The organism is Myxococcales bacterium (assembly GCA_016712525.1).
GTDB lineage: Bacteria > Myxococcota_A > Polyangia > Polyangiales > Polyangiaceae > JAAFHV01.
This window is the reverse complement of record JADJQX010000007.1, coordinates 344,537-371,024: the sequence shown is the minus strand read 5'-3', so window position 1 is coordinate 371,024 and position 26,488 is coordinate 344,537. Positions and strand designations below refer to the sequence as shown.

Genomic DNA, 26,488 nt, shown 5'->3' with positions numbered 1-26,488 from the left:
AACTACGGCACAATTCAGGGGCGAACGCCGCCCGCGAACGGGAGGATCGTCTTGAGGTCCTCGTCCGTGAAGCGGAGCTGGAGGCCCAAGAAGAAGTCGCGGCGTTGCTCGAGGAACACGTGGTCCACGCCGCCGAGCAACCAGAAGTGGTCGAGGAACTGCCAGGCCGCGTAGACGCGGTAGCGAGGCACGGCCTCTTCGCCGAAGCCGAACACGTCTTGCACGAGCTCGAGCCGGTTGCGGAAGAGCGTCGTGTCGACGCCGATACCACCCGACGACTCCTTGATGCCGAAGCGCCCCGTGAACGGCCCGAGCCGCTTCGCGAACTGGATCGAGAACCTCAGCGACGACTGCGTGGTCGTGGTCACCGTGCGTGACTGTGCGGGTTTGTTCGGGTCGGTCGACTCGACGTCTTCTTGTTTGTACGAGGTGACGCCCCGCGGATCGTTGATGAGCTCGACGAGGTAGTACTTGTCCTCGCGGGGCTGGAGGCGGAGCTCGACGTAGCTCTTCACCGTGCTCGAGAGGTAGTTGTAGTCCGATCGGAGACCGACCACGGTCTGCAGGCGGCGCAGGCTGTCCACGTAGTCGTTCACGCCCTCGGCGACGCCTTGCACCTCGTTCACGAGGGCCTCGTCCTTCGAGAGGCGGCCGAGCGTTCCCTCGCCGCGATCCATGCGGCCGGCGATGTTGTCGGCGTGGGAGAGCGTGCTCTCGAGGCTCTTCGACGCGCGGTTGATGCGCTCGATCGTCTGCCGGAGCTCGCCGCTCTCGCCGTTCTCGCCGCCGTTCTTGGCGAGCATCACCTTCACGTTCGCGGTGATGACCTTGACGTTCTCGAGCACCTCGTCGATCTGAGGGCCGCTGCGCGTCGTGATGCGATCGACGTTGTCGATCGTGTGCTTCAGCCCGGCGCGGTTCTCGCGGACCATGAGATCGAGCTGCTCGGTCGCGTCGGCCACGTTGCGCAGGATGTCGCGCATCTCTTGGCCCCCGCGGTCGGTTCCGACGCTCTCGGCGAGCTGGTGCGAGACCTTCTTGATGTCGTCCGCGATCGACGAGAGCTGCTCTTTCAGGTTGTCGAAGCTCTTCGGCTCGGGGAGCGTCGCGATCTCGTCGCCGTCCTTCTTCTTCGGTCCGCCGACGCCGGGCTGGAGCACGATCACGTTCTCTCCGAGCAGGCTCGCCGAGCGCACGCCGAGGGTGGCCGTGGCGTTGAGCTCGACGTCGCTCCCGACGTGCACGTCGACCCGCGCGCGGCCGCCCTCGAGGTAGATCTTCTGGATTTGCCCGACGGGGATGCCGGCGATCGTGACCCGCGAGTGCGGGGCGAGGCCGGACGCGTCGTTCAGGTAGGCGTGGACGGTGTAGCCCGTGCCGCGCCCCACCTCTTTTTTCACGGTGTTGTAGACGAGGAAGCCACCCGCCGCCGAAATGAGCAGAAACGCTCCGACTTTCGCGCCTTGGGTTACCGTCGCCATGCCGTTCGAGGGGCTACCCTAGCGGAATTCGAGCGCCTTTGCCTCGGGTTTGGCGAAGCCGACGCCAACGTCAGGGCGCGCCCGCGTCTCCGTCGTCGGGGGCCTCGTCGTACACCTCGTCTTGGGCCGGGGCCCCTGCGTCGACGGCCGACGGAGCGGCGGGCAGCGGGACGGCGTCGAGGGCGGCGTCGAGGGCGGCCCGCGCGCGCGCGAAGGCCTCCCGGTCCCGCGCGGGGAGGACGCGCACCCCGTCCATCTTGAGGGTCATCGGATCGATGAATTTTCCGTCTTTCTTAAGGGCAAAATGGAGATGCGGCCCGGTCACACGGCCGGTGGCGCCGACGAGCCCGACGAGCTGCCGCGTGTCGACGTGCTGCCCCGCGTGCAGGCCGGGCGCGAACTTGGAGAGGTGGCAGTAGGCCGTGACGAGGCCGCCCGCATGCTCGATCTGCACCATGTTCCCACACGGCCCGCCGTTGCCCGCGAGGAGCACGGTCCCCGAGGACGCCGCGTAGACCTTGGCGCCGGTGGGCGCGGCGAAGTCGATGCCGTTGTGGGGCATGACCACGTGAAGGACCGGGTGGAGACGCTGCGGGTTGAACCGCGACGAGATGCGCGCCCCGGGCACGGGTGACCGGTAGCCCCCGTGGTACGGCTGGTGCCCCTTCGCGTCGAAGAAGCCCGTCGGTCGATCGTGTTTTTTGCTCTTTTTGTCCTTGCCGCGCCGCTCGTCGGGGTCGTCGTCCTCGTCGAAATGGTAGACGCGCATCACCCCCTGGCCGGACGGCGGGCGGACCTCCGCGGCGTCCACGTGGGCGTACTTCGCGAGCTGCCCCTCCACACGAAGCTCGGTGAGCACTAGGCGAATGCGTGTCCCCGGGCGCAGATCCGAGAGCTCGAAGTGACCGTCGAGCGCGTCGTCGAGGCGCTTCATCGCGTCGTCGTCGAGGCCCGCCCGGGTGACGGCCTCGTGGAGCTCACCGGTCACCGCGAACCCTACCGCGACCTTGCGGCGCTCGACCGAGAGCTCGAGCTTCTTCACGGTGAGGCTGCCGTCCTCGTCTCGCGCCTGCCACACGTCCTCGGGCGAGGTAGCGAGCTCGAACGCCGTGAGGCGGCCCTTCTCTTTGTCGACCGCGAACACGAAGGTGTCCTTCGGGCGGAGCCTGTCGACCTTCTTTTTCCCCTCGAGCGCCTTCAGGAGGCGGTGCACCTCGCGCGAGGGCAGGCCCGCTTTGGTGAGGGCCGCCGTGAGGGTTCGTTTGCCGACCGTGCCCTCGGCGAAGGTGACCTTCGGATCGTCGCGGAGCTCGGTGACGCGCCACACGGCCGGCCCCTTCGGGGTCGCGGGCGGGTCCTTCGGGCTCGGCAGCGGGGTGAGCCCCACGGCCACCGCGGCCTCCGTCGACTCTCCCTCGGCCCGCTCCGCGCCCGCCTCCGGAGCACCCGCGTCGGCCGCCACGAGCGCCGCTCCATCCGGGGGTGTCGCCCGCCGTCCGGCCACGAAGAGTCCGGTCGCGACGAGCACCGAGGCGACGAGCGCGATCGCGCGAGGCAACGCCCCAGGGGCTCGCGAAGGCGGTCGGGGAGCCGAGGGGGCCACGTCCTCGGGCGCGCTCGGAGCGTCCTCCCCGGCTTTCGGGCTTCCGACCGGCTCGCCATCCGGAGCCGCGGTCTCCCCAGCCTGCTCGTCCCCCGCGGCCTCGCCGTCGCCCCGCTCGTCAGGGGGCTCGCCCTCGAATTCATTATGGATTTCGGTAGCTTGGGCAGTTCCTTCGCCAGGCTCGGGCCGAACATCCAGAGGCGCGACCGGCGCGATCGGGGGCAAAGGCCGCGCGGCCTCGTCGGCCGGTTGGGCGTCCGGGCCGTCCTCGGGGGCGGCCACGTTCTCCGAATCGTGCGTCAAGGCCCGCACGGCTTACCCGCGACCGGCCCGCGAGGCAATCCCCGTGTGGTCCAAGGCCCCCAGGAGGCCAGGCGACAAGTCTCGACGCGTCAGGTGAAACAAACTAAAAATGGGCGGGGTCCGCCTCCTCGGCGGGCCGCAAGGAGACGCCTTCATGTCGGTGAGCGAGCGCGTGAAACAACTCGTCGTCCTCGGCCGCGAGCACTACGGGAAACGCGAGTTCGAGCAAGCGGAGCGTGTGCTTCGTGAAGTGCTTCAGGAGCACGACAAGTACGCCGACGTGCACGACATGCTCGGGGTCATCTGCCACTCGCGGGGCAATTTCGTGGCGGCGGAGCACCACTTCGAGCGCGCCCTCGAGCTGAACCCTGCCTACACCGAGGCCGCCCTGAACCTCGCCGTCACCTACAACGACCGAGGAAAGTACGACAAAGCGAAGGAGATCTACGCCAAGATCAAGGCGGGCCCTGCGGGCTCGGGCTCCTCGCTCGACCCGTTCGCGCGCGGCAAGATCGCGAACATGCACGCGGCCGTGGGCGAGGCGTACGCCGACGCGGGCCTCCTCCGCGAGGGCATCGCCGAGTACCAATCCGCCGTGCGCCTCTGCCCCGAGTTCGCCGATCTCCAGGTTCGCCTCGCCGCTCTCCACCGCAACGTCGGAGACCTCCCCGCCGCGCGCGCCGCGTACGAAGCGGCGATCTCGGCGCGCGACACCTACGTTCCGGCGCGCCTCGGCCTCGGCATCACGCTCTTCACGATGGGCGACACCAACGGCGCCGAGCGCGAGTGGAAGAAGTCCCTCGAGCTCGAGCCCGACAGCTCCCAGGCGAAGCTCTACCTCCGCATGCTCGAGCGGGCGCGCACCCAGCCTCCTCCCAAAGCCGAATGAGCGACGCCCCCCCGACCGGTGAGGGCGGGGTCCCCGACACCGAGACGACGAAGGCCCCCGCGCGGGGCTTCCGAGGGCGGTTTCGCGCCTTCGTGCAGCACGACAAGGTCAAGGCCGCGTGGGCGCGCGTGCGCGGCGGTGAGCTCACGTTGGGCCGGGCCGCAGCCAGCGTCGCCGTAGGGGTCCTCGTGGGGACGACGCCGCTCTACGGCCTCCACTTCTTCCTCGTGATGGGGATCTGCCTGCCCCTCAAGCTCGACGCGGCCATCGCGTACGTGGCGTCGAACGTCTCGCTCCCGATCTTCGCACCCTTCATCAACATCACCGAGATCGAGGTGGGGGCCTACCTGCGCACGGGCTCGCTCATCCACCTCGACCGTGCCGACTTCGACGCCCGCGGCCCGCTCGACTACGCGCGCGAGCTCGCCCTCGGGACGCTCGTCGTCAGCCCCGTCTCTGCGGCGGTCGCCGCGGGGCTCACGTACGCGGTGGGATGGATCTCGAGGCGGCGCCGCGGCACGAGCGCGAACGTCGCGAAGGCCTGACCCTCGCGACGCGTCGCTAACCCATTGGAACTAGGGGAGGATCTGCTCCTCGAGCGGTCGCGTCAAAAGCCGACCACGAGGGACAACGTCCCACCGACGAGGAACTGCGGGTCGACCTGTGGGGTCACCGCGATGGCCTGCCCCGCGATGCTGACGACCTGCGGATCGCCGTCGTACTTGGCGAACATGACGGCCGGATCGAACGAGGCGTCGAGCGCGACGTTCGCGCCGAACACGTGCCGGAAGCCGACGCGCCCCCGGAGGTGGAAGGTGTTGAACGCCGCGGCGTTCGATCGATCGAGGCCGCTGTACCGCTCGAAGCCCGGGCCGAGCGCCAGGAGGATCTGGTTCGAGGCGTAGGGATCGAGCTTCAAGCGAATCTCGGGCGCGGCCCACACCTGAACGCCGCCGACGGCCGTGCGCGGGCGAGTGCCCACGCCCGCGAAGCCGAGCTCTCCGATGACACTGAAGAACGAGTTGAACGAGTACCGAGGCGTGACGCCCACCGCGTAGGAGAGCTCGTCGGCGAAGCCCTTCGTCGCGAAGCCGCGGAACGACAGGTAGAACCCGAACGCCCCACCGGACCCCGAACGGATGCTCGAGCTCTCGGCTTCGTCGCGGCGCTTCACGCGCGCAGAGAAGTCGTCGTAGCTGGTCGCCGCCTTGTCGTCGCTCGACTCGCCGGACCCGCCCTTCGTCGAGCCCTTGGCCTCGGCCTTCTCGCCGTTGATGGAAAGCGAGGCGCTGGCCTCCGCTCCGCCCCCGCCCTTCGTGTCCTCGGGCTTGCGGGCCGCCTCGAGCTGACCGTCGAGCACTTGAATGCGCTCTTCGATCTCCTTCGCGTCCTGGGCCTCGGGCCGGGCATAGAGGTACGCGCGGTAGTCCTCGATGGCGGCGGTGGCGTTGCCGAGCTTGTCGTGGCACGCCCCGCGATCGCGCCGGAGCGTGGGCTCGATGGTGATGCGGATGGCCTCGTCGAAGAGGGGGAGCGCAGCTTCGCACTCACCCGCCTTCGCCTTCGCGCGCGCGCGCTGGGCGGTCGACGCCGACGCGTCGCTCGAGCTCAGGTTGAGCGGCTGGTTCCGGCTCCGCGGCGGAGGGCCCCCCGCCTTTTGGGCGAACGCGGAGCCGGAGAGGAGGGCCGTGGCCATGAGGAAGCCTGCCTTCAAGAAGCGCGAGCACGTCGAGATCGACATGCGCCGAGCATACTGAGGTTTTTTTGGGCGGCCGAATTTCCGGACAGTCCGACATGACGACGAACGGCCCCGGGGGGCCCGGCAACGAACCTCGTGGGCCGATACCGCGCCCGCAAAAACTCTGGTAGCTGCTCGGTGCCCATGATCGTCATCGTCGACTACGAGGTCGGGAACATCGGTTCCATCCTCAACATGTTGAAATTCCTATCCATTCCGGCCAAGGCAAGCCGCGACAGGGCCGAGCTCCTCGCCGCGCCCAAGCTGCTCTTGCCCGGGGTGGGGGCCTTCGACGCAGGCATGGAGCAGCTCAAGAGGCACGACCTCGTCGGCGTCCTCGACACGTGCGTCCACGAGAAAAAGACGCCGGTGCTCGGGATCTGCCTCGGCATGCAGCTCCTCACCCGCGGCAGCGAAGAGGGAAACCTCCCCGGGCTCGGCTGGATCGACGCCGAGTGCAAACGCTTCACGAAGGACCGCGACCCGACGGGCAAGATGAAGGTGCCGCACATGGGCTGGAACGTGGCCACGCCGGTCGACACGACGTCGGGGCTCTTCGCCGGCATGACCGACGAGTGCCGCTTCTACTTCGTGCACTCGTACCACGCGGTGTGCGACGACGCGGGAGAGGTCGCCGCGACGACGCCCTTCTTCGGGCCGTTCGTCTCCTCGGTCCGCAAGGGTCACGTGTACGGCGCGCAGTTCCACCCCGAGAAGAGCCACAGGTTCGGCATGCGTCTCCTCAAGAACTTCGCCGCCGTTCCGTCCCGCGAGGAGGCCGCCTGATGCTCCGCGTCCGTGTCATCCCGTGCCTCCTCCTCCGGCGAAACGGCCTCGTGAAGACGGTGAAGTTCGAGAACGCCAAGTACGTCGGCGATCCGATCAACACCGTGCGCATCTACAACGAGAAGGAGGTCGACGAGCTCTTCTTCCTCGACATCACGGCCACGCCCGACAAAAAAGACCCTCCTTACGAGATGATCCGCGAGATCGCGACGGAGTGTTTCATGCCGTTCGCGTACGGCGGCGGCGTGAGGACCTTCGAGCAGGCCGCGCGCATCTTCGGCATCGGCGCCGAGAAGGTGTGCCTCAACACGCAGGCCGCAGAGAACCCGGAGCTCCTCTCCCGGATCGCCGACAAGTTCGGGAGCCAGGCCGTGGTCGCGTCGATCGACGCCAAGCGTGACTTCTTCGGGCGGTACCGCGTGGTCACGAACGGCGCGCGGAACGCGACCGGCAAGGACGTGGTCGAGCAGGCGAAGCTCATGGAGAAGATGGGCGCGGGCGAGATCCTGCTCACGTCGGTCGACCGTGACGGCACCTTCGAGGGTTACGACGTCGAGCTCGTGCGCAAGGTCACGCGGGCCGTCTCGATCCCGGTCGTCGCGTGCGGCGGCGCGGGCAAGCTCGAGCATCTCCCGGCCCCCGTGAAGGAGGGCGGCGCGTCGGCCGTGGCGTGCGGCAGCCTCTTCGTCTACCAGGGAAAACACCGCGCCGTGCTCACGAACTACCCCACGAGGGCCGAGCTCACGCGCCTCTTCCCCTGAGCGCGACGCGGCCGGGCGTGCGTGCGCGGGCGGGCGTTCCGTGGTTCGATGAACCCGTGAACGGACGCTCGCCCCTGACGAAGCTCGCTCCCCTGCCCCTCCTCTTCGCGGCACTCGCCGGCGCTTGCGGAGACGATCCCGTGGGCGAAGGTGACGCCGCGGCCCTCGACGCGAGCACGAACGAGTCGGGGGCTCCGAGCGACGCCACCCCGCCCGACGCGCGCCCGGTCGACGCGGAGGTCGACGTGGCCGAGGCCGGTCCCGTCCGCGCGCCCTTCGGCCTCGACGTTCGCCCCCCGAACCCCACGTGCACGGCCCCGGCGCGACCGAAGAAGAGCGGGCGCGAGGTGCGCTTCACGCAGGTGTTCCAGGGCGCGGGCCTCACGAGCCCCATGGTGCTCGCGCAGATCCCGGGCGACAGAACGCGGTTCTTCGCCGCCGAGCTCGGGGGCAACATCGTCTCGTTCGCCGCCCAGAACCCGACGTCCAAGACCGTGGTCGGGCGCGTGCCGGGCGAGGTCTACACCGAAGGCGAGTGTGGCCTCCTCGGCATGGCCTTCCACCCGCGCTTCGCTCAGAACGGCTACGTCTACCTCTCCTACGTCCGCGAGACGCCGGCGTTCGAGCTCGAGTCCCTCGTCGTGCGCATGCAGAGCCCCGACAACGGCGCGACGTTCGGCAACCCCGTCACCATCCTCGGCCCGTACCCCGAGATGGCCGCGAACCACAAAGGCGGAGACCTCCACTTCGGGAACGACGGCTTCCTCTACGCGAGCTTCGGCGACGGCGGCGGGCTCGCCGATCCGTTCGGCAACGGGCAGAGCCGCTTCGGGCACTTCTCCAAGATCCTCCGCATCGACGTCGACTCGGCCTTTCCGTACGCCATCCCCGATGGGAACCCCTTCAAAGCGGGCGGCGGAGAACCCGCAACGTTCGCTTATGGATTCCGAAATCCCTACCGATTTTCGATAGATCCGGTCACGGGCGACGTGTGGACGGGCGACGTGGGTGAGGCCGACTGGGAAGAGGTCGACAAGGTCGTCGCGGGAGGGAACTACGGGTGGAGCCTCCGCGAGGGCGCCCACTGCTTCCCCCCGGGCTCGTCGTGCAACCAGGGCGGGCTCGTCGACCCGTATTGGGAGTACGGGCGCGACACGGGGGTGTGCCTCATCGGCGGCCCGATCTACCGCGGCAGCAAGATGCCCGACCTCGTCGGCAGCTACCTCGGCGCCGACTGCGCGTACACGAACGTGTTCACGCTCTCGCCCGACCCGGTGACGGGCGCCCCCGTCTACACGCGCCACAACCCCGAGGGGCCCGGGTACAACTGGCTCGGCTTCTCCGAGGACCTCGATCACGAGGTCTACCTCATGTCGTACGACTCGCGGGTCTACGCGCTCGACCAGGGGCCCGGCACGCCCGGCGTCGCCTTCCCCGAGAAGCTCTCCCAGACCGGCTGCTTCGACACGCAAGATCCGAAGAGCCCCGTTGCCGCGATGATCCCCTACGCGCCGGTCGCGCCGTTCTTCTCGGACGACGCCGACAAGGAGCGATTCTTCGCGATCCCCGATGGCACGACCGTCGGCATCGGGCCCGACGGCGACTTCGACTTCCCGAACGGCACGGTGCTCGCGAAACATTTCCGCGTCGGGGGGAGGCTCGTCGAGACGCGCCTCTTCGTCCGCCACGACGACGGCGAGTGGGGTGGGTACACGTACGAGTGGAACGCCGCCCAGACCGACGCGACCCTCCTCCCCGCGGGCAAGACCGTGGCGCTCCCGCAAGGAAAATCCTGGTACTTCCCCGACCGCGGCGAGTGCCTCGCGTGCCACACGCAAGCCGCCGGGCGCTCCCTCGGCCTCGAGACCGCCCAGCTCGACGCCGACTTCGTCTACACACGGAACAATCGGCTCTCGAACCAGCTCGCCACTCTCGCACACATCGGCGTGCTCGCGTCGGCCCCGCCTTCGGCGCAGACCGTGCCGAGGCTCGTCGCGCCGTTCGGGCAGGCGCCGCTCGAGGCTCGCGCGCGCTCGTACCTGCACACGAACTGCGCGGGGTGCCATAGGCCGCAGGGGCCGGGCCGTGGGCCGATGGACCTCCGCTTCTCGCGCACGTTCGCTCAGACGAGCACGTGCAACACGGAGCCCGTGGCCGGGAACCTCGGCGTCGCGGGCGCGAAGCTGCTCACTCCCGGCGCTCCCGCGACGTCCCTTCTCTCCCTCCGCCTCCGGGCCCAGGGAGCGGGCCGCATGCCGAACGTGGCGGCGCGCACGACGGACACGGCGGGAGCGGGCCTCGTCGACGCGTTCATCCGAGCCCAAGGAGCCTGCCCATGAAGCCTCGCCACGACCGCGCCGCGCTCGTCGCGTTCCTCTCGGCCCTCGGCGTCGCGGCGACCTTCGGCGCGTGCGGCGATCCGGACCCGAGCCCCGAGGCCGACGCCAGCACCGACGTGGGCGCCCCCGACGCCCCCTCCGACACCCTCGCACCCGTCGACGCCACGCCCGATCGCGCGGCGCCGGACGCCTTCGCCGACGCGACGACCGACGCACCTACGCGAGCCCCGTTCGGCCTCGACGCGCGCCCGGCCAACACGACCTGCAAGGCGCCCGCGCGCCCCCCTAGGCCCTCGCGCGCCATCCGGTACACGCAGGTCTTCCAAGGGGCGGGCCTCGCCGAGCCCACGGTGCTCGCGCAAATCCCGGGCGATCGCACGCGTTTCTTCGCCGCGGAGCGCGGGGGCACCGTGGTGTCGTTCGCGGCGCAGAACCCGACCTCGAAGCGGCTCGTCGCGACGATGCCGGAGCCCGTGAACACCACGTACGAGGGCGGCCTCCTCGGCATGGCCTTCCACCCGCGCTTCGCCCAGAACGGATACGTGTACTTTCTCTACACACGCTTCGGCGGTGCGCGCCCCTCGAACATGCAGACGAAGATCGTCCGCATGCGCAGCCCCGACAACGGCCTCACCTTCGTCGACCCGGTGACGATCCTCGGCCCGTTCGACAAGGAGGACGTGAACCACTGCGGTGGGGACCTCCACTTCGGCCCCGACGGCTTCCTCTACGCGAGCATCGGCGACGGCGGCGATCAGGCGAACGCCCAGAATACACAGGGGTTTTTGGCCAAGATCCTGCGGCTCGACGTCGACACGGCGTTCCCGTACGCCATCCCGCAAGATAACCCCTTCCGCACGGGCGGCGGCGAGCCCACGACCTACGCGTACGGCTTCCGCAACCCGTACAGGTTCTCGATCGATCCCGTGACGGGCCAGGTGTGGGCGGGCGACGTGGGCCAGGCCGCGTGGGAAGAGGTCGACAAGGTCGTGCCCGGCGGCAACTACGGGTGGAACGAGCGCGAGGGAGCTCACTGCAACCCGCTCGTGACCCAGCCCTGCAAAGACACGGGCTTCGTCGAGCCCTACTGGGAGTACCCGCACGGCGTCGGCGCCGTGGTGATCGGCGGCCCGGTCTACCGAGGCACGAAGCTCACCGAGCACGTGGGGCGCCTCTTCGTCGCCGACTTCAACTACTCGTGGGTGAAGACCCTCGCCGACGATCCCGTGACCGGGAAGGCGACCGAGATCGACGTCACCTCGCCCGCGATCGCCGAGGCATGGATCGGGTTCGCCGAGGACAACGACCACGAGCTCTACCTCATCAACGTCCTCGGCGGCGTCTTCGCGCTCGACGAAGAACCCGCCCCACCGGGGCCCGCGCCTACGTTTCCCGACAAGCTCTCCAAGACGGGCTGCTTCGACGCGCAAGACCCGAAAAAACCGGCACCCGGGCTCGTCCCGTACGCCCCGGTGAGCCCCTTCTGGTCCGACGGCGCGGACAAGGACCGGCTCTTCGCGATCCCCGACGGCACCACCATCAGCGTCGCGGCGAACGGGCACCTCGACCTCCCCGTCGGCACGGTGCTCACGAAGACGTTCCGTATGGACGGAAAGCGCATCGAGACGCGCCTCTTCGTCCGCCACGACGACGGCGGATGGGGCGGCTACTCGTACGAGTGGAACGACGCCGAGACCGACGCGACCTTGCTCCCGGCCGGCAAGACCCGTGCGCTCCCCGGCGGGAAGACCTGGATCTATCCGAGCCGCGGAGAGTGCATGAGCTGCCACACACAAGCGGCCGGCTACTCGCTCGGCCTCGAGGTGGGCCAGCTCAACTCGGACTTCGTCTACGAAGCGACGAACCGCATCTCGAACCAGCTCGCGACGATGGACCGCATCGGGCTCTTCTCGCAGCCGCTCGCGCCGGTCGCCACCCTGCCCGCGTACCCGAGCCCCACCGGGCAAGCCTCCGTCGAGGCCCGCGCGCGCTCGTACCTCCACGCGAACTGCGCCCAGTGCCATAGGCCTGGAGGCCCGACGCGCGCCACGATCGACCTCCGCTTCGAGCGCACGTTCGCGCAGACCGGCCTCTGCAACGGGGCGCCCGTCGCCGGAGACGTGGGCCAGCCCGGCGCGAAGCTGCTCGTCCCCGGAAATCCCGCTCAATCGGTCCTCACGAAGCGCCTCGGCGGCGGCCCGGCCATTCGCATGCCGCCGCTCGCGAGCCGGGTCGTCGACACGAGCGGCACGCAGCTCGTCGAGTCGTGGGTGCGCGGCCTCACGAGCTGCCCGCCCTGAGCTAACGTCGCGCGACCGGCTCGGTAGGGCGCGCGACGACCTCATTGCGGGCCCACGCAACGGGTGCGCGCGCCGACGCTGGCGCGCGGTGAAAGGCCACGTGGCATCGATCCTGCTCGAGCGAAGGTATGCGCCCTCTGTTCCTCGCCGTGCTCGTCGGATGCGCCGTCTCGTTCGCCCCCTCGCGCGGATGGGCGACGCCGGGCACCCACCCGACCATGGTCTCGACCTGGGACACCACCGCATCGAGCATCACCGGGTCCTTCACCGGCGCGTCCTTCGGGAGCGGCGGTCGCATGTTCGTGGGCAGCTACGCCTCGAGCTTCAGCTCCACGTCGGGAAACATCGGCGCGCAGTTTGGTGTGCACTACATCAATTACGCGGAGAGCAGCGTGGCCCCGGTCGCGCATGGTGGCTCGGGCACCGCGGCGTTCGTGTTCAGCGCGCCGCTCCTCGGCCGGCACGCGTCGGGGCTGCCCAAGGTCGCGCTCGGGTTCTATGTCGGTGTCGCGCCCACCCTCCTCGTGAGCGGAGAGCGCAACTACGGGTGGGTGCCGCTCACGACGGGGATCGCGGCGCCGATCTCGCCCTGGCCGTTCCTGTCGGTCGTGCCCTCGCTCGAGGCGGGCATGGGCATCACGATCGACACGATCGTCCGCGCGCCCGACTTCACCACCACGGCGGGCACCGTCGTCGGTCCCGACGGGTCCATCCGCTTCTCGCAAGCCGACATCGACCGCCTCGTCGCCGACTCGCTCCGCTACGAGGTCCGCGGCGCGGCCACGTTCCGGGGGGGTCTCGGCGTCGCCGTGCACCTCGGCGAGCGCGTCGACATGGGAGCCGACCTCGCCCTCGGGAACGTCGGCACCTTGTCGGAAGGGTCCCTCGGAATCTTCGCCGGCGCCAAGCTCCAGCTCCACTGGGACAGCGTCGTCCCCGCGGCGCTCCCCGCCCGCACGCGCCTCGAGCGAGAGTCCTGCGAAGACGTCGAGGAGCGCTTCCGCACCTGCCCAGGGTTTTCACGCCCCGTCACGCCCGCGCCCGCATCCAACCCCACGCCCGCGCCCGCATCCAACCCCACGCCCGCGCCCGCAGCGACTCCCGCGCCCACGTCGATCACGACGCCCGCCCCCGACGCGACGCCGAGCGCCCCCGCCGCCCCATGAGCGCGGCGAGGGACGATGGACGAAGCGCCGACGTGCACGAGCGCGCGACTCTCAGCCGACGACGCGCGAAATCTCCGAGACGACCTTCTTCACGTCGTCCACAGCGAGCCCCTCGTAGAGCGGCAAGGTGAACGCACGCGCGAAGACGCGGTCCGCGACGGGAAAATCCCCCGGGCGGAAGCCGTAGCGCGTGCGGAAGTACGTCGTCATCGGCATGTGCCAGGTGCCGATGTTCGTCTCGATGCCGCGCTCGCGCAGCGTCGCGATGATCTCGGCGCGACGCGGGGCCGCGTCCTCCGGGAGCAAGGTCACGTAGCTCTGGTACGCGTGGGTCGCCTCGGGCTGCACGAACGGCGCCGTGACACGCGTCCCGGCGAGCTCCTTCGCGTAGACCCCCGCGAGCGACGTGCGCGCCGCGAGCACCCGCGGCATCTTGGCGAGCTGGGTGACGCCGAACGCCCCTTGGAACTCGGTCATGCGGCAGTTGAAACCGGGCATGACGAAGTCGGGCGTCTTGGCCGTCGGATCTTGGCCGTGGTTCCTGAGGGCGCGGAGGCGGTTCGCGAGGGCCTCGTCGTCCGTCGTGATGGCCCCGCCCTCGCCCGTCGTGACGGCCTTGCGCGGGTGGAACGAGAAGCAGCCCATGAGCCCGAGGCTGCCCGCTTGTTTCCCGTTCCACGTGGCGAGCAAGGCGCACGCCGCGTCCTCGATCACGGGCACGCCGTAGCGCTCTCCGACCGCCAAAAGACGGGTCATATCGGCCATTTGGCCGAAGGTATGCACGGGTAGGATGGCCTTGAGCCGGCGCTTGCCGTCGGCCGTCGTCGTCACGCGCGCGAGGGCGGCCTCGAGGGCGTCGGGGCACATGTTGAAGGTCTTCGCGTCGACGTCGACGAAGACCGGCGTCGCTCCGCAGAGCTCGATGACGTTGGCCGTCGAGAGCCACGAGTACGCCGTCACGGCCACGAGATCCCCGGGGCGCACGTCGATCGCGAGGAGCGCGAGCTGGAGCGCCGCCGTGCAGTTCGTGAGTGCGACCGCGTGCTTCGAGCCCGTCATCTGGGCGAGCTTCTCCTCGAACTTGGCCACGTTCGGGCCTTGCACGAGGAAGCCCGTACGGAGGACACGCTCGACCTCGGCGACGTCGTCGTCCTCGATGCTCGGGATCGAGAGGCGGATCACGATCCGAGCCTCGTGTAGTACTCGGCCGCGCGGCGGATGCCCTCGTCGAGGTCGACCTTCGCGTCGAAGCCGATGAGCTCGCGCGACTTCCTCACGTCGGGGATGCGCATCGCGACGTCGGCCAGATCGCGCGGGACGAGAGTGATCTTGCTCTTCGAGCCGAGCACGCGCACGGTCTGCTCGGCGAGGCCCAAGATCGTGCAGATCGCACGGGAATTTCCGATGTTGAACGTCTCGCCGACGGCCTTCGGGTGCTCCATCGTGAGGAGCACGGCGTCGACCATGTCGTCGACGAAGCACCACGCGCGGATCTGGCTGCCGTCGCCGTGGACCTCGATGGGCTCGTTCTTGATGGCGCGCAGGATGAAGTTGCGGAGCGCGCCCTCCCCCACCTGACCGGGGCCGTACACGTTGAAGGGCCGGACGACCGACGTCGGGAGCCCGTGCTCCTTGTGGTAGGCGATCGCGAGGTGCTCCTCGGCGAGCTTGCCCACCGCGTACGTCCAGCGCGGCTCGCCCACCGCGCCGATGACCGTGGAGTCGCTCTCCTTCGACCGGAAGGCGTGCACGCCGAAGACCTCGCTCGTCGAGAAGCACACGACGCGCGACACCTTCGGGAGCTTCGCCGCCGCCTCGAGCACGTTCGCCGAGCCCATCATGTTCACGCGGAGCGTGGTGCACGGGCTCTTCGTCACGGTGTCGATGCCCGCGATCGCCGCGCAGTGCACGACGAGGTCCGAGCCCTCCATCGAGCGGCGCACGTGCTCGCCGTCCATGACGTCGCCCTTGATGAGCTTCAAGTTCTTGTGATCCCTAAAGGTTTTGTCCTTCAGGGAGTCACGGGCGAGGTTGTCGTACGCCACGATCTCGTTCTTCTCGATGAGGCGCCCGATGAGCGTGGAGCCGATGAAGCCCGCGCCGCCCGTGATGAAGATCTTCGCTCCCTCGATGCTCATTTGACATTCCCTCTCTCGGCCGCGTTGCCGAGGCTCCTCACCACGAGACCGGCCGCACGCGCGGCCCCGACGTCGAACACGTGACGGGCGTCGACGAACGCCTTCGTGCGCAGCTTGGCGGCGACGGCGCCGAGGTCCAAGCCCTTGTAGGCCGTGTGCGCGACGAGCAAGACCGCGCAGTCGGCGCCCTCGAGCACCTTCCACAGGTCGCCCTTGTGCTCCTCGACGTACGGGTCGTGCACGACGCACTCGCAGCCCTTCTCCTTCGCGCGAGCGATGAAGTACTCCGAGGGCGCGTGCCGCGTGTCGTCCGAGTCCTCGAGGTACGAGAACCCGAGGATCGCGAGGCGCGCGCCGGCGAGCTTCTTGCCGTGCTCGGCGAGGGCCGCCTCGACGAGCGAGAGCACGTGCGAGGGCATGCCGTCGTTCCGGGCGCGCGCGGCGGCGATGACCTTCGTGTCGAGCTCGGGCGCGCCGTGCGCGAGGAGCCACGGGTCCTTCGTGATGCAGTGGCCGCCGACGCCCGCGCCGGAGAGGAGCACGTTGCGCCCGGGCGACTTGTTCACGAGCTCACGGACGCGCATGAATTTGCCGCCCGAGGCCTCGCAGATCATGGCGAGCTCGTTCGCGAACGCGATGTTCACGTCGCGGTAGGTGTTCTCGGCCGTCTTGACGAGCTCGGCGGTGACGCAGTCGGCCTCGTCGAGGTCGCCCTTCACGATCGTGCGGTAGAGCGCCACCATCGCCTTCGCGGTCTCGGGCGTGCTGCCGCCACACACGCGGGAGAGCTCGGTGAGGTTCTTGAGGAGCCGCCCGGGCATCACGCGCTCCGGGCAGTGACCGAGGAAGAAGCCCTCGTTGCGCTTCTTTCCGGAGACCTTCTCGAGCAGCGGGGCGACGACCTTGTCCACGGTGCCGGGGGCGATCGTCGACTCGACGATGACGAGCACGCCGTCCTTCATGACGGCGCCGAGCGCCTCGCACGCGCCGCGGAGGGCCTTGTACGCGGGGCGGTTGTCGGCCTCGACCGGCGTGTCGACGTCGATGAGCACGACGTCCACGTCCGCGAGCTTCGCGTAGTCCGAGGTGACCACGAGCCGGCCGTCGGCGACGACCTTCGTGATCATGGGCGCGAGGCCGGGCTCTTCGCCCTCGATCGGGCACTCGCCCGCGGCGATCTTGGCGAGGCGCTCCTGCTTGAGGTCGACGCCCGTGACCTTGAAGCCCGCGTCGGCGAGGCACGCCGCGACGGGGAGCCCGACGTACCCGAGCCCGATGACGGCGATCTTCGCCTCTTTGCGCTCGACCTTGGTGGTGAGGTTCGACATGACGTTTTCCTAAAAGTTACGAACAGTTGGAGAGCCTCAGCGCGAGCCCCAGACGTTGATCGGCACCTTCGTCCGGAACGTCCACTCTTTGGCCCCGGCCTTCTTGAGGGCGCGCTCGACCTCTTGCCAGGTCATGGGCGCGTCGTACGCCGGCGCGAGCATGTCGAACGTGTCGAGCACGCTCTCGGCGTAGCGCTGCTCGCGCGAGTACTCGGTGCGCTCGGGGTAACACGCGACCGGCATCGTGAACCGCGCCACGTCCCCGAGGACGGGCACCCGGAAGAGGGCGTCGGCGACCGGGAACACGAACGGCATCGAGGCCTTGATGGCGCCGAGGAGGAGGTCGTCCGGGAGGCGCTTCGTGAGCGGGCGAATGAGGTACTTCGTGTTGAGCTTCGTCCACGGCTGCCGCGCGTAGGCGGTCATGGCGAACTTGCCGCCCTTCGGCTTCGTGACGCGGGCGACGGAGGTGCACGCGCCCTCGGGGTCGGGCGTGTGCTGGAGCACGCCGATGCTGTAGGCGAGGTCGAACGTGCCCGGCCGGAACGGCATGTCGAGCATGCTCGCCTGCACGACGTCGACGTTGGAGAAACGCTCGAGCGTCTTCTTGGTGGCCTCGACGGCCGACGAGATGTCGAGCCCGACGAAATCGCCCCCGCGCGAGGCGGCGACCTCGGCGAAGCGCCCGGCCCCGCAGCCGGCGTCGAGCACCCACTTCCCCGCGACGTCGTCCGACGTCCAGCCGACGTCGTTGTCGAAGCGGTTGGTCGAATGGGCGGTGCGCGTCTCGCTGTCGACCTGCACCTCGCGGAACATGTTCCACTGCTTGCCGAAGTTCTCGGCGTACATCGAGTTCGGCACGAAGCGCGGGATGCCGCGCACGATGGGGTACGTCTTGCCCGTGAGCACGCTCACGAGGTCGCCCGAGACGATCTCGCCCCCCTCACGCACGAGGTTCTCCGGGCGGAGCTCGGCGTAGGTGGTCGGCTCGACGAGGATCGACAGAAGCTTTTCTCTCACGACGTTCCCTCCAGGACGCGATGGCGCGGCGCACGGCCCGAGGACGACGCCGCGCGGGCCGAGCCGCGATGGGCTCGTTTCCGCGACTTTTTGGCTCGATTCGTCATGGGCTAGGGCTCCGCACGCGGCTTCGACACACGAGATCCGCGTTCGGTGCGAGCCGCGCGGTCGGCATTCGATACGCGCCTCTCGGCGCGATCCGGCTCTATAGCCGGCCTCTTCGCCCCGGGGAAGACGCGCCGAGCGGTCGTTTCGGCCCCTGTGCCGGCGGGCGACCATGGTGTAGCGTGCGGCGCCGCGCGGCGGGTCGGCGCGGAGACGGGATCGACGCTCGCGTCGCCGATGCACGACCTCGCACGCCGCCGACCCAGGAGCTTCTCACGTGATTTCCTCGAAATTGCCCCGAACCCAAGAAGACCGCGCCATTTTCTTCGACGAGAAGGCCTGGCTCAATCGATGGGACCGCCTCACGGAGGAGGGCAAGAAGCTCCGGCGGTGCAAGCGGTGCCTCTACGGAGAGGACATCCCCTCCATCAAGTTCGACGAGCGGGGCGTCTGCAACTACTGCGCGATGCACGACAAGCTCGCCGCCGAGTACCAGACCGGCTCCCCCGCGGCCGAGCGCCGCTTCGCCGAAATCGTCAGTAAAATCAGGCAAGAAGGCAAGGGCAAACCCTACGACCTCGTGGTCGGCGTGAGCGGCGGCGCCGACTCGTCGTACCTCATTCACCTCGCGAAGGAGCGCGGCCTCCGCCCCCTCGCCGTGCACTTCGACAACACGTGGAACTCGAGCATCGCCGTCGAGAACATCCACAACGTCCTGAAGAAGCACGACGTCGAGCTCAACACGTACGTGGTCGACAACGAGGAGTACGACGAGATCTACCGCGCGTTCCTGCGGTCCGGCACGATCGACCTCGAGATCCCGACCGACCTCGGGCTCGCCACGGTCCTGAACCGCGTCGCCGAAGAGGTGGGCACCCGCTTCATCTTCGAGGGTCACTCGTTCCAGAGCGAGGGGCTCTTCCCCATCGGCTGGCTCTACATGGACGCGCGCTACCTCGAGAGCGTCGTGAAGCGGCACGGGTACGTGAAGCTCGACACCTACCCGAGCCTCTGGCTGAAAGACCAGCTCCGCTGGATGCTCATGCGCCGCATCACCAAGGTGCGCCCGCTCTGGTACCTCAAGTACGACAAGCCCGCGGTCAAGGAGATGCTCCAGCGCGACTACGGCTGGAAGTGGTACGGCGGCCACCACCTCGAGAACCGCATGGCGTCGTTCTTCCACACCTATTTCGCGCCTCGCCGGTGGGCGATCGACGCGCGCATCGTGGGCCACTCGGCGCACGTGCGCTCCGGCCTCATCGGCCGCGAAGAGGCCGCGAAGGAGATCGAGCCCCCGCCCGACTGCTCGATGGACCAGGTCTTCATGCTCATGAAGCGCTGGGGCTTCGATCAGACCCAGTTCGAGGACCTCATGACCCTGCCCTTCCACACGTACCGCGAGTACGACAACTACAAGCCGATCTTCGAGAAGTACCGGCCGTTCTTCTACCTGCTCGCGAAGGCGGAGCTCATCCCGATGAGCTTCTATGTAAAGTACACGTCGAAGGACAACATCTGAACGCGGCGGGCGTGCGCCGAAACGAAGGACGATCGATGACCACCTCTTCGCACACCGTCGAGCGCGGGCTCGCGATCTCCCAAGACGACGTCCGCCCCCTCTTCGCCGACTACGAGCTCGGGCGCTACTGCGCCGACTGGTCCATGCCCAAAGAGGGCGCGCGCGCGATCGAGGCCGAGGCCGCCTTCGCGCTCGTCTCGAGGCCCTCCGCGGTCACCTTCTACGCGACCCGCGGCTCGCGAATCGTGGGCTTCCTCACCGGCCAAAAATCCGCGTGGGACACCGATTTCTGGGGCATCCCCTACGCCTCTGTCGATCAGCTCCACGCCATCGGAGAGACCGAGGCCGAGCGCGAGGAGATCCACGTCTCGCTGCTCGAGGCCTTCGACGGGTGGCTCGCGAGCGAGGGCATGCGCTTCGCGAACGCGCGCGTCCATATCCTCGACCTCGCGCAGGTGCACGCGCTCGAGCGGCGCGGCTACCGCTACATCGAGACCACCCTCACGAACTGCCTCGACGTCCGCAAGGAGCGCTTCTCTCTCCCGGAGGGCTACGTCATTCGCGCCCCCAAGGAGGGGGAGACCTCGCTCCTCGTCGGCATGACGAAGGATGCCTTCGTCACCCACCGCTTCTACGCCGACCCGGGTTTTCCCCGGAAGAAGGTCGACGAGATGTACGAGCGGTGGGTCGAGTCGAGCCTGACGTCGCCCGCGTGGACCACGATCGTGCTCGACAAGGACGGCGACGCGAAGGGCTTTTTTATCTACAAAATCGAAGACTTGCGGAAGCACATCGGCCTGCGCATCACCAAATGGCGCATGGGCGTGCTCGGCGGCGACGACCGCGCCAAAGGGCACGGCATCCCGCTCTTTCAAGGGGCGATGGACTACGTGCGCGCCGAGAGCGACATCGTCGACTCCGGGCTCTCGCTCCGGAACACCAAGTCGTTCAACCTGCACACGAAGCTCGGCTTCCGCGGGCTCGCGTTCTCGTCGACCTACCACAAGTGGCTGTGACGCTCGCGGAGCCGCCGGCCTGAGACGACGATGGCCCGCGTCACCTCTCGACGGAGGGAGCGCGGGCCTCTTCGATGCTCGAGCGCGTGACGCCTACTTCTTCGGTGCGACGGGCTTCTTCGCGCCCGCGTCCCCGCCGGAGCCGCCGTCCTTTGCGCCCGCGTCCGTGGCCGCGCCCGCGTCGCCTGCCCCCGCGTCCGCCGCGCCCGTGGGCTCGTCCGACACGAAGCGCACCTTGCCGAACCGCGACGACTTGTGGAAGTTGCCCTGCCCCAAGATCGCCGACCACGCGACGCCGCCGTTGTCCTGCATCGCGTAGAAGTTCACGCGCCACGTGTCGCCCGACTTGGGTGGCAACGTGGCCGCGCCCTTCGTGTAGGCGGCCCACGGGATCGCGACCTCGACCACGTAGCCTTCGTCTTTGTCGTCGGCCTTGTCGAGCGTGCCCTGGATTCCGACCGCGCTCTTCAGCTTCGGGTCCCAGTCTTCGTGGCCGAACGGGCCGTAGTCGCCGCCGCGCGGGGCGTTGTACCCGTCGAACTGGCTCTTGAAGACCTTGTTCTGCGGGTTGATCTGGAGCTCGTAGTAGTTGACGTTGTCGCCGTCGCCGTCGGGGTCGACCATCATCTCGACGGTGTGCCCGTTCCAGAGCATGGGCTGCCCGGTCGACGTGTGGCGCTTCGGTTGATCCTTCGGATCGGTGAAGCCGCCCGTCACGTTCGGATCCTTCACCTCGAAGAGGACGTAGAGGTTCTCCTTGTCCCACGCGAGCTTCGCCTGGCCACCGAGCGCGCCCGTGTTCGGCTCACCGCTCGACACGTTGACGAAGGCCCCCGTGCTCGGCGCCACCTTCCACGCCGGCTCGTCGCCCTTGCCGTCGACGACGATCTTCTCGGTGGCCGCGAGCTTCTTGACGGAGAGCTCCGGGATCGCGCCCTTTTCTTGAACCTTTTCGGGAGCTTGCGGGGCGAGCCCCGTCTTCAGCTTGGCCGCGATCACGCGGTTCTGGCCATCGGTCGGGCCGCTCTGGATGCGGAGGCGCGCGTCGTTCTTCCAGATCGAGAGGTAGACGAGCGAGTCGGGCCCCTTCAAGTCCGTGGGCATGCGGTACGTCTGCTCGTCGACGTAGATCTTGCCGCGCTCCCAGCGCGACGGCCCGAAGATCTGCTGCCCTTCCTTCCACTCGCGGAGGGGACCTGCGGCGTCGAGGTTGTCGGGGCGCTCGAAGCCCTCGTGCTGCACGTGGGTCGACAGCGCCCAACCCGGCTCGATCGGCTCGTCGCAGCGCCAGTAGAACGTGAGCTTCACCTCGGTGCCCGGGGGCGCGTTCTCGGGCTCGGCGCGCACACCGACGAGGTGGATTTTGTTCTCGAAGTTGGCGTCGATCTTCTTGGCGTTGTCGGGGACCGACTCGACGACGAAGGCCTTGAGGCGCTCTTTGTCCTCGGCCGACTGACCCTTGCCTCCGCCGACACACGCCGCGAGGCCGAGGGCCGCGATCGCCGCGAAGAGGAGCGCCGGGCGGACCCGCTTCGTCACTTTAGAGATGGTCGTGCTCATGACGTCGTCCTCGGGCTCAGCGGCGCGTCTTCTTGCGGGCGTCTTTTTCGCGCTTTCGTGCCGCTTTTTTGGCGTTCTTCTCGGCCGTGGAGAGGGGCTTCATCTTGGTGAGGCTCTCGTCGGGAGCGCCCTGACCGAACATGTTGCCCATGCCGGGGAAGCCGCCCATCCCCGGCATCCCGGGGAAGCCGCCCATCCCCGGCATCCCGGGGAAGCCGCCCATGCCAGGCATCCCCGGCATCCCGGGCATCCCGGGGAAGCCGCCGCCGCCTTGGGCCATCTTCTTCATTTGGCGCGCCATCTGGACGCCCTTCATCCCGGGGATCTTCCCGAGCAGACCGCCGAGCCCGCCCATACCGCCCATGCCGTCCATCATCTGCTTCATGAAGAGGAACTTCTGCACGAGCTCCTGGACGCCTTGCTCGGTCTGTCCGGAGCCCTTCGCGATGCGGGCGACACGCGACGGCTCGCGCACGAGCGCGTACGGGTCGTTCCGCTCGAAGGTCGTGAAGCTCTGGATCATGGCCTCGATGCGCACGAGCTCGCGGTCGTCGAGGTTCACCCCCGGCGGCACCATCTGCTCCATGCCGGGCATCTTGGCGACGATGTCGTTCAAGCTGCCCATCTTCTTGATCATGCGGATTTGATCGAGGAAATCGCCCAGCGTGAAGTTGCCCGAGAGCATCTTCGCGGCGTCCTCGGCGGCCTTTTTCTCGTCGATGACCTCTTGAAAGTCCTTCATGAGGCCGACGACGTCGCCCATGCCGAGCACGCGGCTCGCCATGCCCTCGGGGCGGAACTCCTCGAACTTGTCGGTGCCCTCGCCCATACCGACGAAGCGCACCGGCGCGCCCGTGACCTCTTTCACGCTGAGCGCCGCGCCGCCGCGCGCGTCGCCGTCGAGCTTCGTGAGCACGACGCCGGTGAGCCCGAGGCGGTCGTGGAAGCCCTTCGAGACCTTCACCGCGTCTTGGCCGATCATGGCGTCGACGACGAGGAAGATGTTCTCGGGAGACACGTTCTCCTTGATGTCGGCGAGCTCCTTCATGAGCGCCTCGTCGATCGCGAGGCGGCCCGCCGTGTCGAACACGATCACGTCGCAGCCCTTGGATTTCGCCTCGGCGATCGCCTTCGTGCAGATCGTGACGGGGCTCTCTCCGGGGATGTTGAACACCGGGACGCCGATGCTCTTTCCGAGCACGGTGAGCTGCTCGACGGCCGCCGGGCGCTGCATGTCGGCGGCCACGAGGAGCGGCTTCTTGCCGTCTTTTTTGAGCATGCGCGCGAGCTTGGCGCACGTGGTGGTCTTGCCGGAGCCCTGGAGGCCGACCATCATGATGCCGGTCGGGCCCTTCGACGCGAAGGTGATCGGCGCGCCCTCGGGGGGCGCCATGAAGCCGACGAGCTCGTCGTAACAAATCTTGGTGAACTGGTCGCCGGCCGAGACCTTCATGGTCTCCCCGTCCTGGCCCTTGGCGCGGATGCGCACGACCTCGCCGAGCGCCTTCTCCTTGACGCGGGCGAGGAAGGTCTTCACGACGCCGATCTCGACGTCGGCCTCGAGCAGGGACAGCCGAACCTCGCGGAGGGCCGTCTCGACGTTGCCCTCGGTGAGCTCGGTGAGGCCCGCGAGGCGGTTTTTGGCTTGGCGAAACCCTTTGGCGATGGCGTCGAACATGGAGCCTCGCACTTACCACGGGACCGGGCGCCCGGGAACGCGTTCGCCGGCTCTTTTCCGCGAGCCCACGACCCTCCGGCCCCCCGGCCGACCGCCTTCGCGCTTTCCGCGTGATCGAGCATGGGCTCCCGGGCGACCGCGTATGCTAGGGTACGTCACGTGTTCGGAATGGGCTTCGGCGAGCTCGTGCTGGTCGTGATCGTGGCGATCGTCGTCATCGGTCCGAAAGACCTGCCCAAGGTGCTGAAGAAGCTCGGGATGTGGTCCGGCAAGCTGCGCCGGATGGCCTTCGACCTCCGCTCCCAGAGCGGCATCGACGACGTGCTCCGCGGCGAGGGCCTCGGCAAGGACATCGCCGAGATCCGAAAGCTCGCGCGCGGCGAAATCGAGAGTGTTTCCCGGGACATACGGATCGACGACGGCCCCGCGTACTCGCCCCCCGACCCGTACGTCGACGCGGCGCTCGGGGCGAGCTTCGTCTCCGAGGACCGCGAGCACCCCATCGTCGGCCCCGACGGGTTCGACGCCATGCCCGACACCTCGTTCGTCTACGACGCGAGCTTCCCTCGCTCCGCGCTCGACCGCGATCCGCTCTACCGCACGGGCTCGGTCGACGGCATCGTCCCCGACGATCCGGTCCCCGACGAAGGCGACGACGGAGAGACCGACGCCGACTCCGGCGAGCCGTCCGAGCCCACGGGCGACGTCACCTCGACCGACCTCCCTAACGACGGCAGCGACGGCACGGCCAGCGGCGTCGCCGTCGACGCCCCCCTCCGCGCCGAGGCCCCCGAGGCGGAAAAGAGCGCGCCATGAGCACCGACGAGACCGAGGAGCTCACGCACACGGACCCCGAAGCCGACGTGCGCATGACCATCTGGGAGCACCTCGACGAGTTCCGCAAGCGGGTCATCAAGGCCGCGGCGGGCACGCTCATCGGCACGATCGCGTGCTGGACGTACAAAGAGAAGCTCCTCCGCTTCCTCGCCCTGCCCTACCAGCGCATCTGGAAGGAGCACTTCCCGGACATGAAGTTCGAGATGCAGGGCCTCGCCCCGGCCGACGCCTTCTCGAACTACCTCCAGCTCGCCATGACCGGCGGCGTCGTCATCGGCGCGCCCATCATCTTCTACCAGCTCTGGGCGTTCATCAGCCCGGGCCTCTACTCGCGCGAGAAGCGCTACATCGTCCCGTTCGTCTTCTTCTCGACGGGGCTCTTTTTGTCGGGCGTGGCGTTCGCGTACTACGTCGCGTTCCCGTTCACCTTCAACTACTTCTTCTCGCTGAACGGCCGGGTCGACGGCGACGCCGACATGCTGCTCATCACGCGTCCTACGCAGGAGCACTACCTCGATTTCGCCACGCGCATGTTGCTCGCGTTCGGCTTCGTCTTCGAGCTGCCGCTCTTCATCACGTTCCTCGCGATCGCGGGCATCGTCACGCCGAAGCAGCTCGTCAAGTTCAGCCGCTGGGCGATCTTGGGCTCGTTCATCCTGGGCGCCATCGCCACCCCCGGCCCCGAGGTGACGAGCCAAATCGCCGTCTCGGGCGCGCTCTGCCTCCTCTACTTCGTCTCGGTGGGCGTCTCGTTCCTGGTCGCGCCGAAGCGCCCGGAGCCGGAGCCGTCGGCGGACGAATGACGTGAGGCTCGGGGTGCGCCATCGAGCCCGCGCCCGCGCGCTCTCGGCCTCCGTGGTCCTCGCCGCGGCGGTCACGCTCTCCCGGGCCGCCACGGCGACGCCGACGGCGAAGCTCGTCTACGTGCGCGGCGAGGGCGCCACCTCGTGCCCCGGCGAGGACGAGCTCCGTCGGGCCGTCGTGCAGCGCCTCGGGTACGATCCGTTCTTCCCCGTGGCCGACACGACGCTCGTCGCCGAGCTGGAAAAGCGTGATCCCATGGGGTTTTCTGCCCGAGTGCGCGTGATCGACAAAGAGGGGAAGGTCACGGGCACCCGCGCGCTCCAGTCGTCGTCACGCGAGTGCGGCGAGCTCGTCCGCACCGTCGCGCTGAACCTGAGCATCGTCGTCGACGACCTCGCCGCGTCGCTCCCGAAGACCCCCGAGCCCGAGGCGACGCCGGAGCGTCCGCCGGAGCCCGTCCCGGAGAGAGCGCCCCCGCCACCTTCGACCTCGGACCGCACGGAGCCCCCCGCCGCCCCGGCCCCGGCCCCTCGCACCGTCTTCCCCGAGGCCACGATCACCGGGCTCGGCACGGCCGGGCAGTCCCCCGCGCTCACGCTCGGCCTCGGGGCCGGGCTCGGCCTCCGCGTGAGAGACGTGCGCGTCGCGGCCGATTTCGTCGCGCTCTTGCCGTCGGAAGGCTCCGAGGGCGCCTTCAAGGCTCGCGCGTCCGTCGCCACGGGCTCGCTCTCGGTCTGCTACCACCTGGCCCTCCCCTACGCGTGCGCGAAGGGCGCGGTCGGTGTGCTCGAAGGCGGAGGCGCGGGCATCGACGCCCCCAAGTCGGGCACGGCGATCGTCGCGTCCGCGGGCCTCGAGCCGGGGATCGAGCTCGTCTTCGGAGAGCACCTCGTGCTCCGCGCGTTCGCGGACGTGCGCTTCGCCCTCACACGGCCGAGCATCGCGGTGAACGGCATCCCGGCCTACCGCACCGGCCCCGCGGCGCTCGGTCTCGGCCTCCAGGTCGCCGTCCGGTTCTAGAGCATGCCGAAACGGCATATGTCCCCATCGGGCCGAAAATGCTGGGGAATCTGGCCGTGCGAGGGTCCACGGCGTGCCGTACGCTGAGGTGTGGGCG

General features: G+C 68.8%; 21 protein-coding genes. 12 read left to right on the top strand and 9 right to left on the bottom strand.

The annotated features are described in order from the left end of the window. Positions 1-14: 14 nt before the first annotated feature. Together IPK71_18730 and IPK71_18725 are read right to left on the bottom strand one after the other, a co-directional pair. Positions 15-1,481, bottom strand: a complete 1,467-nt coding sequence (locus tag IPK71_18730) for an MCE family protein (protein ID MBK8215771.1) — start codon at positions 1,479-1,481, stop codon at positions 15-17. Between the two features lie 70 nt (positions 1,482-1,551). Then, entirely contained in the window at positions 1,552-3,387 is a 1,836-nt protein-coding gene (locus IPK71_18725) for a peptidoglycan DD-metalloendopeptidase family protein (protein ID MBK8215770.1), read from the bottom strand. Positions 3,388-3,496: 109 nt separating this feature from the next. Between IPK71_18725 and IPK71_18720 the strand changes: the two genes are divergently transcribed. Continuing rightward, the gene (locus tag IPK71_18720) at positions 3,497-4,276 is read left to right on the top strand and encodes a tetratricopeptide repeat protein (GenBank protein ID MBK8215769.1); all 780 of its coding nucleotides are present in this window, start codon (positions 3,497-3,499) and stop codon (positions 4,274-4,276) included. Next, entirely contained in the window at positions 4,273-4,821 is a 549-nt protein-coding gene (locus tag IPK71_18715; protein MBK8215768.1) for a DUF2062 domain-containing protein, read from the top strand. The genes IPK71_18720 and IPK71_18715 overlap by 4 nt, the downstream gene beginning before the upstream one ends. A gap of 62 nt (positions 4,822-4,883) precedes the next feature. Here IPK71_18715 and IPK71_18710 read toward each other — a convergent pair whose 3' ends face one another. Further along, positions 4,884-6,017 carry a hypothetical protein gene (locus tag IPK71_18710; protein ID MBK8215767.1) on the bottom strand — a complete coding sequence of 378 codons (1,134 nt, stop codon included), beginning with the start codon at positions 6,015-6,017 and terminating at the stop codon, positions 4,884-4,886. 141 nt (positions 6,018-6,158) lie between these two features. Between IPK71_18710 and hisH the strand changes: the two genes are divergently transcribed. From hisH to IPK71_18685, 5 genes are all read left to right on the top strand, one after another. Next, positions 6,159-6,800: an imidazole glycerol phosphate synthase subunit HisH gene (hisH, locus tag IPK71_18705; protein MBK8215766.1), complete on the top strand. Its 642-nt coding sequence runs from the start codon at positions 6,159-6,161 to the stop codon at positions 6,798-6,800. After that, complete coding sequence (gene hisF / locus IPK71_18700; GenBank protein MBK8215765.1) at positions 6,800-7,561, top strand: imidazole glycerol phosphate synthase subunit HisF; 762 nt, start codon at positions 6,800-6,802, stop codon at positions 7,559-7,561. Before hisH ends, hisF begins: the two co-directional genes overlap by 1 nt. Before the next feature lie 56 nt (positions 7,562-7,617). Next, positions 7,618-9,900, top strand: a complete 2,283-nt coding sequence (locus IPK71_18695) for a PQQ-dependent sugar dehydrogenase (GenBank protein MBK8215764.1) — start codon at positions 7,618-7,620, stop codon at positions 9,898-9,900. After that, entirely contained in the window at positions 9,897-12,200 is a 2,304-nt protein-coding gene (locus IPK71_18690; protein MBK8215763.1) for a PQQ-dependent sugar dehydrogenase, read from the top strand. The genes IPK71_18695 and IPK71_18690 overlap by 4 nt, the downstream gene beginning before the upstream one ends. A 128-nt stretch (positions 12,201-12,328) precedes the next feature. Beyond that, positions 12,329-13,366 (top strand): hypothetical protein, encoded by a 1,038-nt coding sequence (locus IPK71_18685; GenBank protein MBK8215762.1) that lies wholly within the window; start codon positions 12,329-12,331, stop codon positions 13,364-13,366. Positions 13,367-13,417: 51 nt separating this feature from the next. On the opposite strand, the gene IPK71_18680 is transcribed toward IPK71_18685, so the two are convergent. Genes IPK71_18680 through IPK71_18665 form a run of 4 tightly spaced genes read right to left on the bottom strand, consistent with a single transcriptional unit; the run spans position 13,418 to position 17,852 of the window. After that, positions 13,418-14,548, bottom strand: a complete 1,131-nt coding sequence (locus IPK71_18680) for a DegT/DnrJ/EryC1/StrS family aminotransferase (protein ID MBK8215761.1) — start codon at positions 14,546-14,548, stop codon at positions 13,418-13,420. After that, a complete protein-coding gene (locus IPK71_18675; GenBank protein MBK8215760.1) occupies positions 14,545-15,504 on the bottom strand; it encodes an NAD-dependent epimerase/dehydratase family protein in 960 nt (319 codons plus the stop codon). The genes IPK71_18680 and IPK71_18675 overlap by 4 nt, the downstream gene beginning before the upstream one ends. After that, a complete protein-coding gene (locus tag IPK71_18670; protein MBK8215759.1) occupies positions 15,501-16,832 on the bottom strand; it encodes a nucleotide sugar dehydrogenase in 1,332 nt (443 codons plus the stop codon). Before IPK71_18670 ends, IPK71_18675 begins: the two co-directional genes overlap by 4 nt. A 36-nt stretch (positions 16,833-16,868) precedes the next feature. Next, a complete protein-coding gene (locus IPK71_18665; GenBank protein MBK8215758.1) occupies positions 16,869-17,852 on the bottom strand; it encodes a methyltransferase domain-containing protein in 984 nt (327 codons plus the stop codon). Between the two features lie 523 nt (positions 17,853-18,375). On the opposite strand from IPK71_18665, the gene IPK71_18660 reads away from it, so the two are divergent. Next, entirely contained in the window at positions 18,376-19,476 is a 1,101-nt protein-coding gene (locus IPK71_18660; GenBank protein MBK8215757.1) for an LPS biosynthesis protein, read from the top strand. 35 nt (positions 19,477-19,511) lie between these two features. Further along, positions 19,512-20,492: a hypothetical protein gene (locus tag IPK71_18655; GenBank protein ID MBK8215756.1), complete on the top strand. Its 981-nt coding sequence runs from the start codon at positions 19,512-19,514 to the stop codon at positions 20,490-20,492. A gap of 93 nt (positions 20,493-20,585) precedes the next feature. Here IPK71_18655 and IPK71_18650 read toward each other — a convergent pair whose 3' ends face one another. Further along, positions 20,586-22,052 carry a carbohydrate-binding family 9-like protein gene (locus IPK71_18650; GenBank protein MBK8215755.1) on the bottom strand — a complete coding sequence of 489 codons (1,467 nt, stop codon included), beginning with the start codon at positions 22,050-22,052 and terminating at the stop codon, positions 20,586-20,588. A 16-nt stretch (positions 22,053-22,068) separates the two neighbouring features. After that, entirely contained in the window at positions 22,069-23,730 is a 1,662-nt protein-coding gene (gene ffh, locus IPK71_18645) for a signal recognition particle protein (protein ID MBK8215754.1), read from the bottom strand. Positions 23,731-23,889: 159 nt separating this feature from the next. Here ffh and tatB point away from each other — a divergent pair, with 159 nt between their 5' ends. Genes tatB through IPK71_18630 form a run of 3 tightly spaced genes read left to right on the top strand, consistent with a single transcriptional unit; the run spans position 23,890 to position 26,391 of the window. After that, entirely contained in the window at positions 23,890-24,546 is a 657-nt protein-coding gene (gene tatB, locus IPK71_18640; protein MBK8215753.1) for a twin-arginine translocase subunit TatB, read from the top strand. Continuing rightward, positions 24,543-25,370 carry a twin-arginine translocase subunit TatC gene (tatC, locus tag IPK71_18635; GenBank protein ID MBK8215752.1) on the top strand — a complete coding sequence of 276 codons (828 nt, stop codon included), beginning with the start codon at positions 24,543-24,545 and terminating at the stop codon, positions 25,368-25,370. The genes tatB and tatC overlap by 4 nt, the downstream gene beginning before the upstream one ends. A gap of 13 nt (positions 25,371-25,383) precedes the next feature. Continuing rightward, positions 25,384-26,391, top strand: coding sequence for a hypothetical protein (locus IPK71_18630; protein ID MBK8215751.1), 1,008 nt, complete (start codon positions 25,384-25,386; stop codon positions 26,389-26,391). Positions 26,392-26,488: the final 97 nt, after the last annotated feature.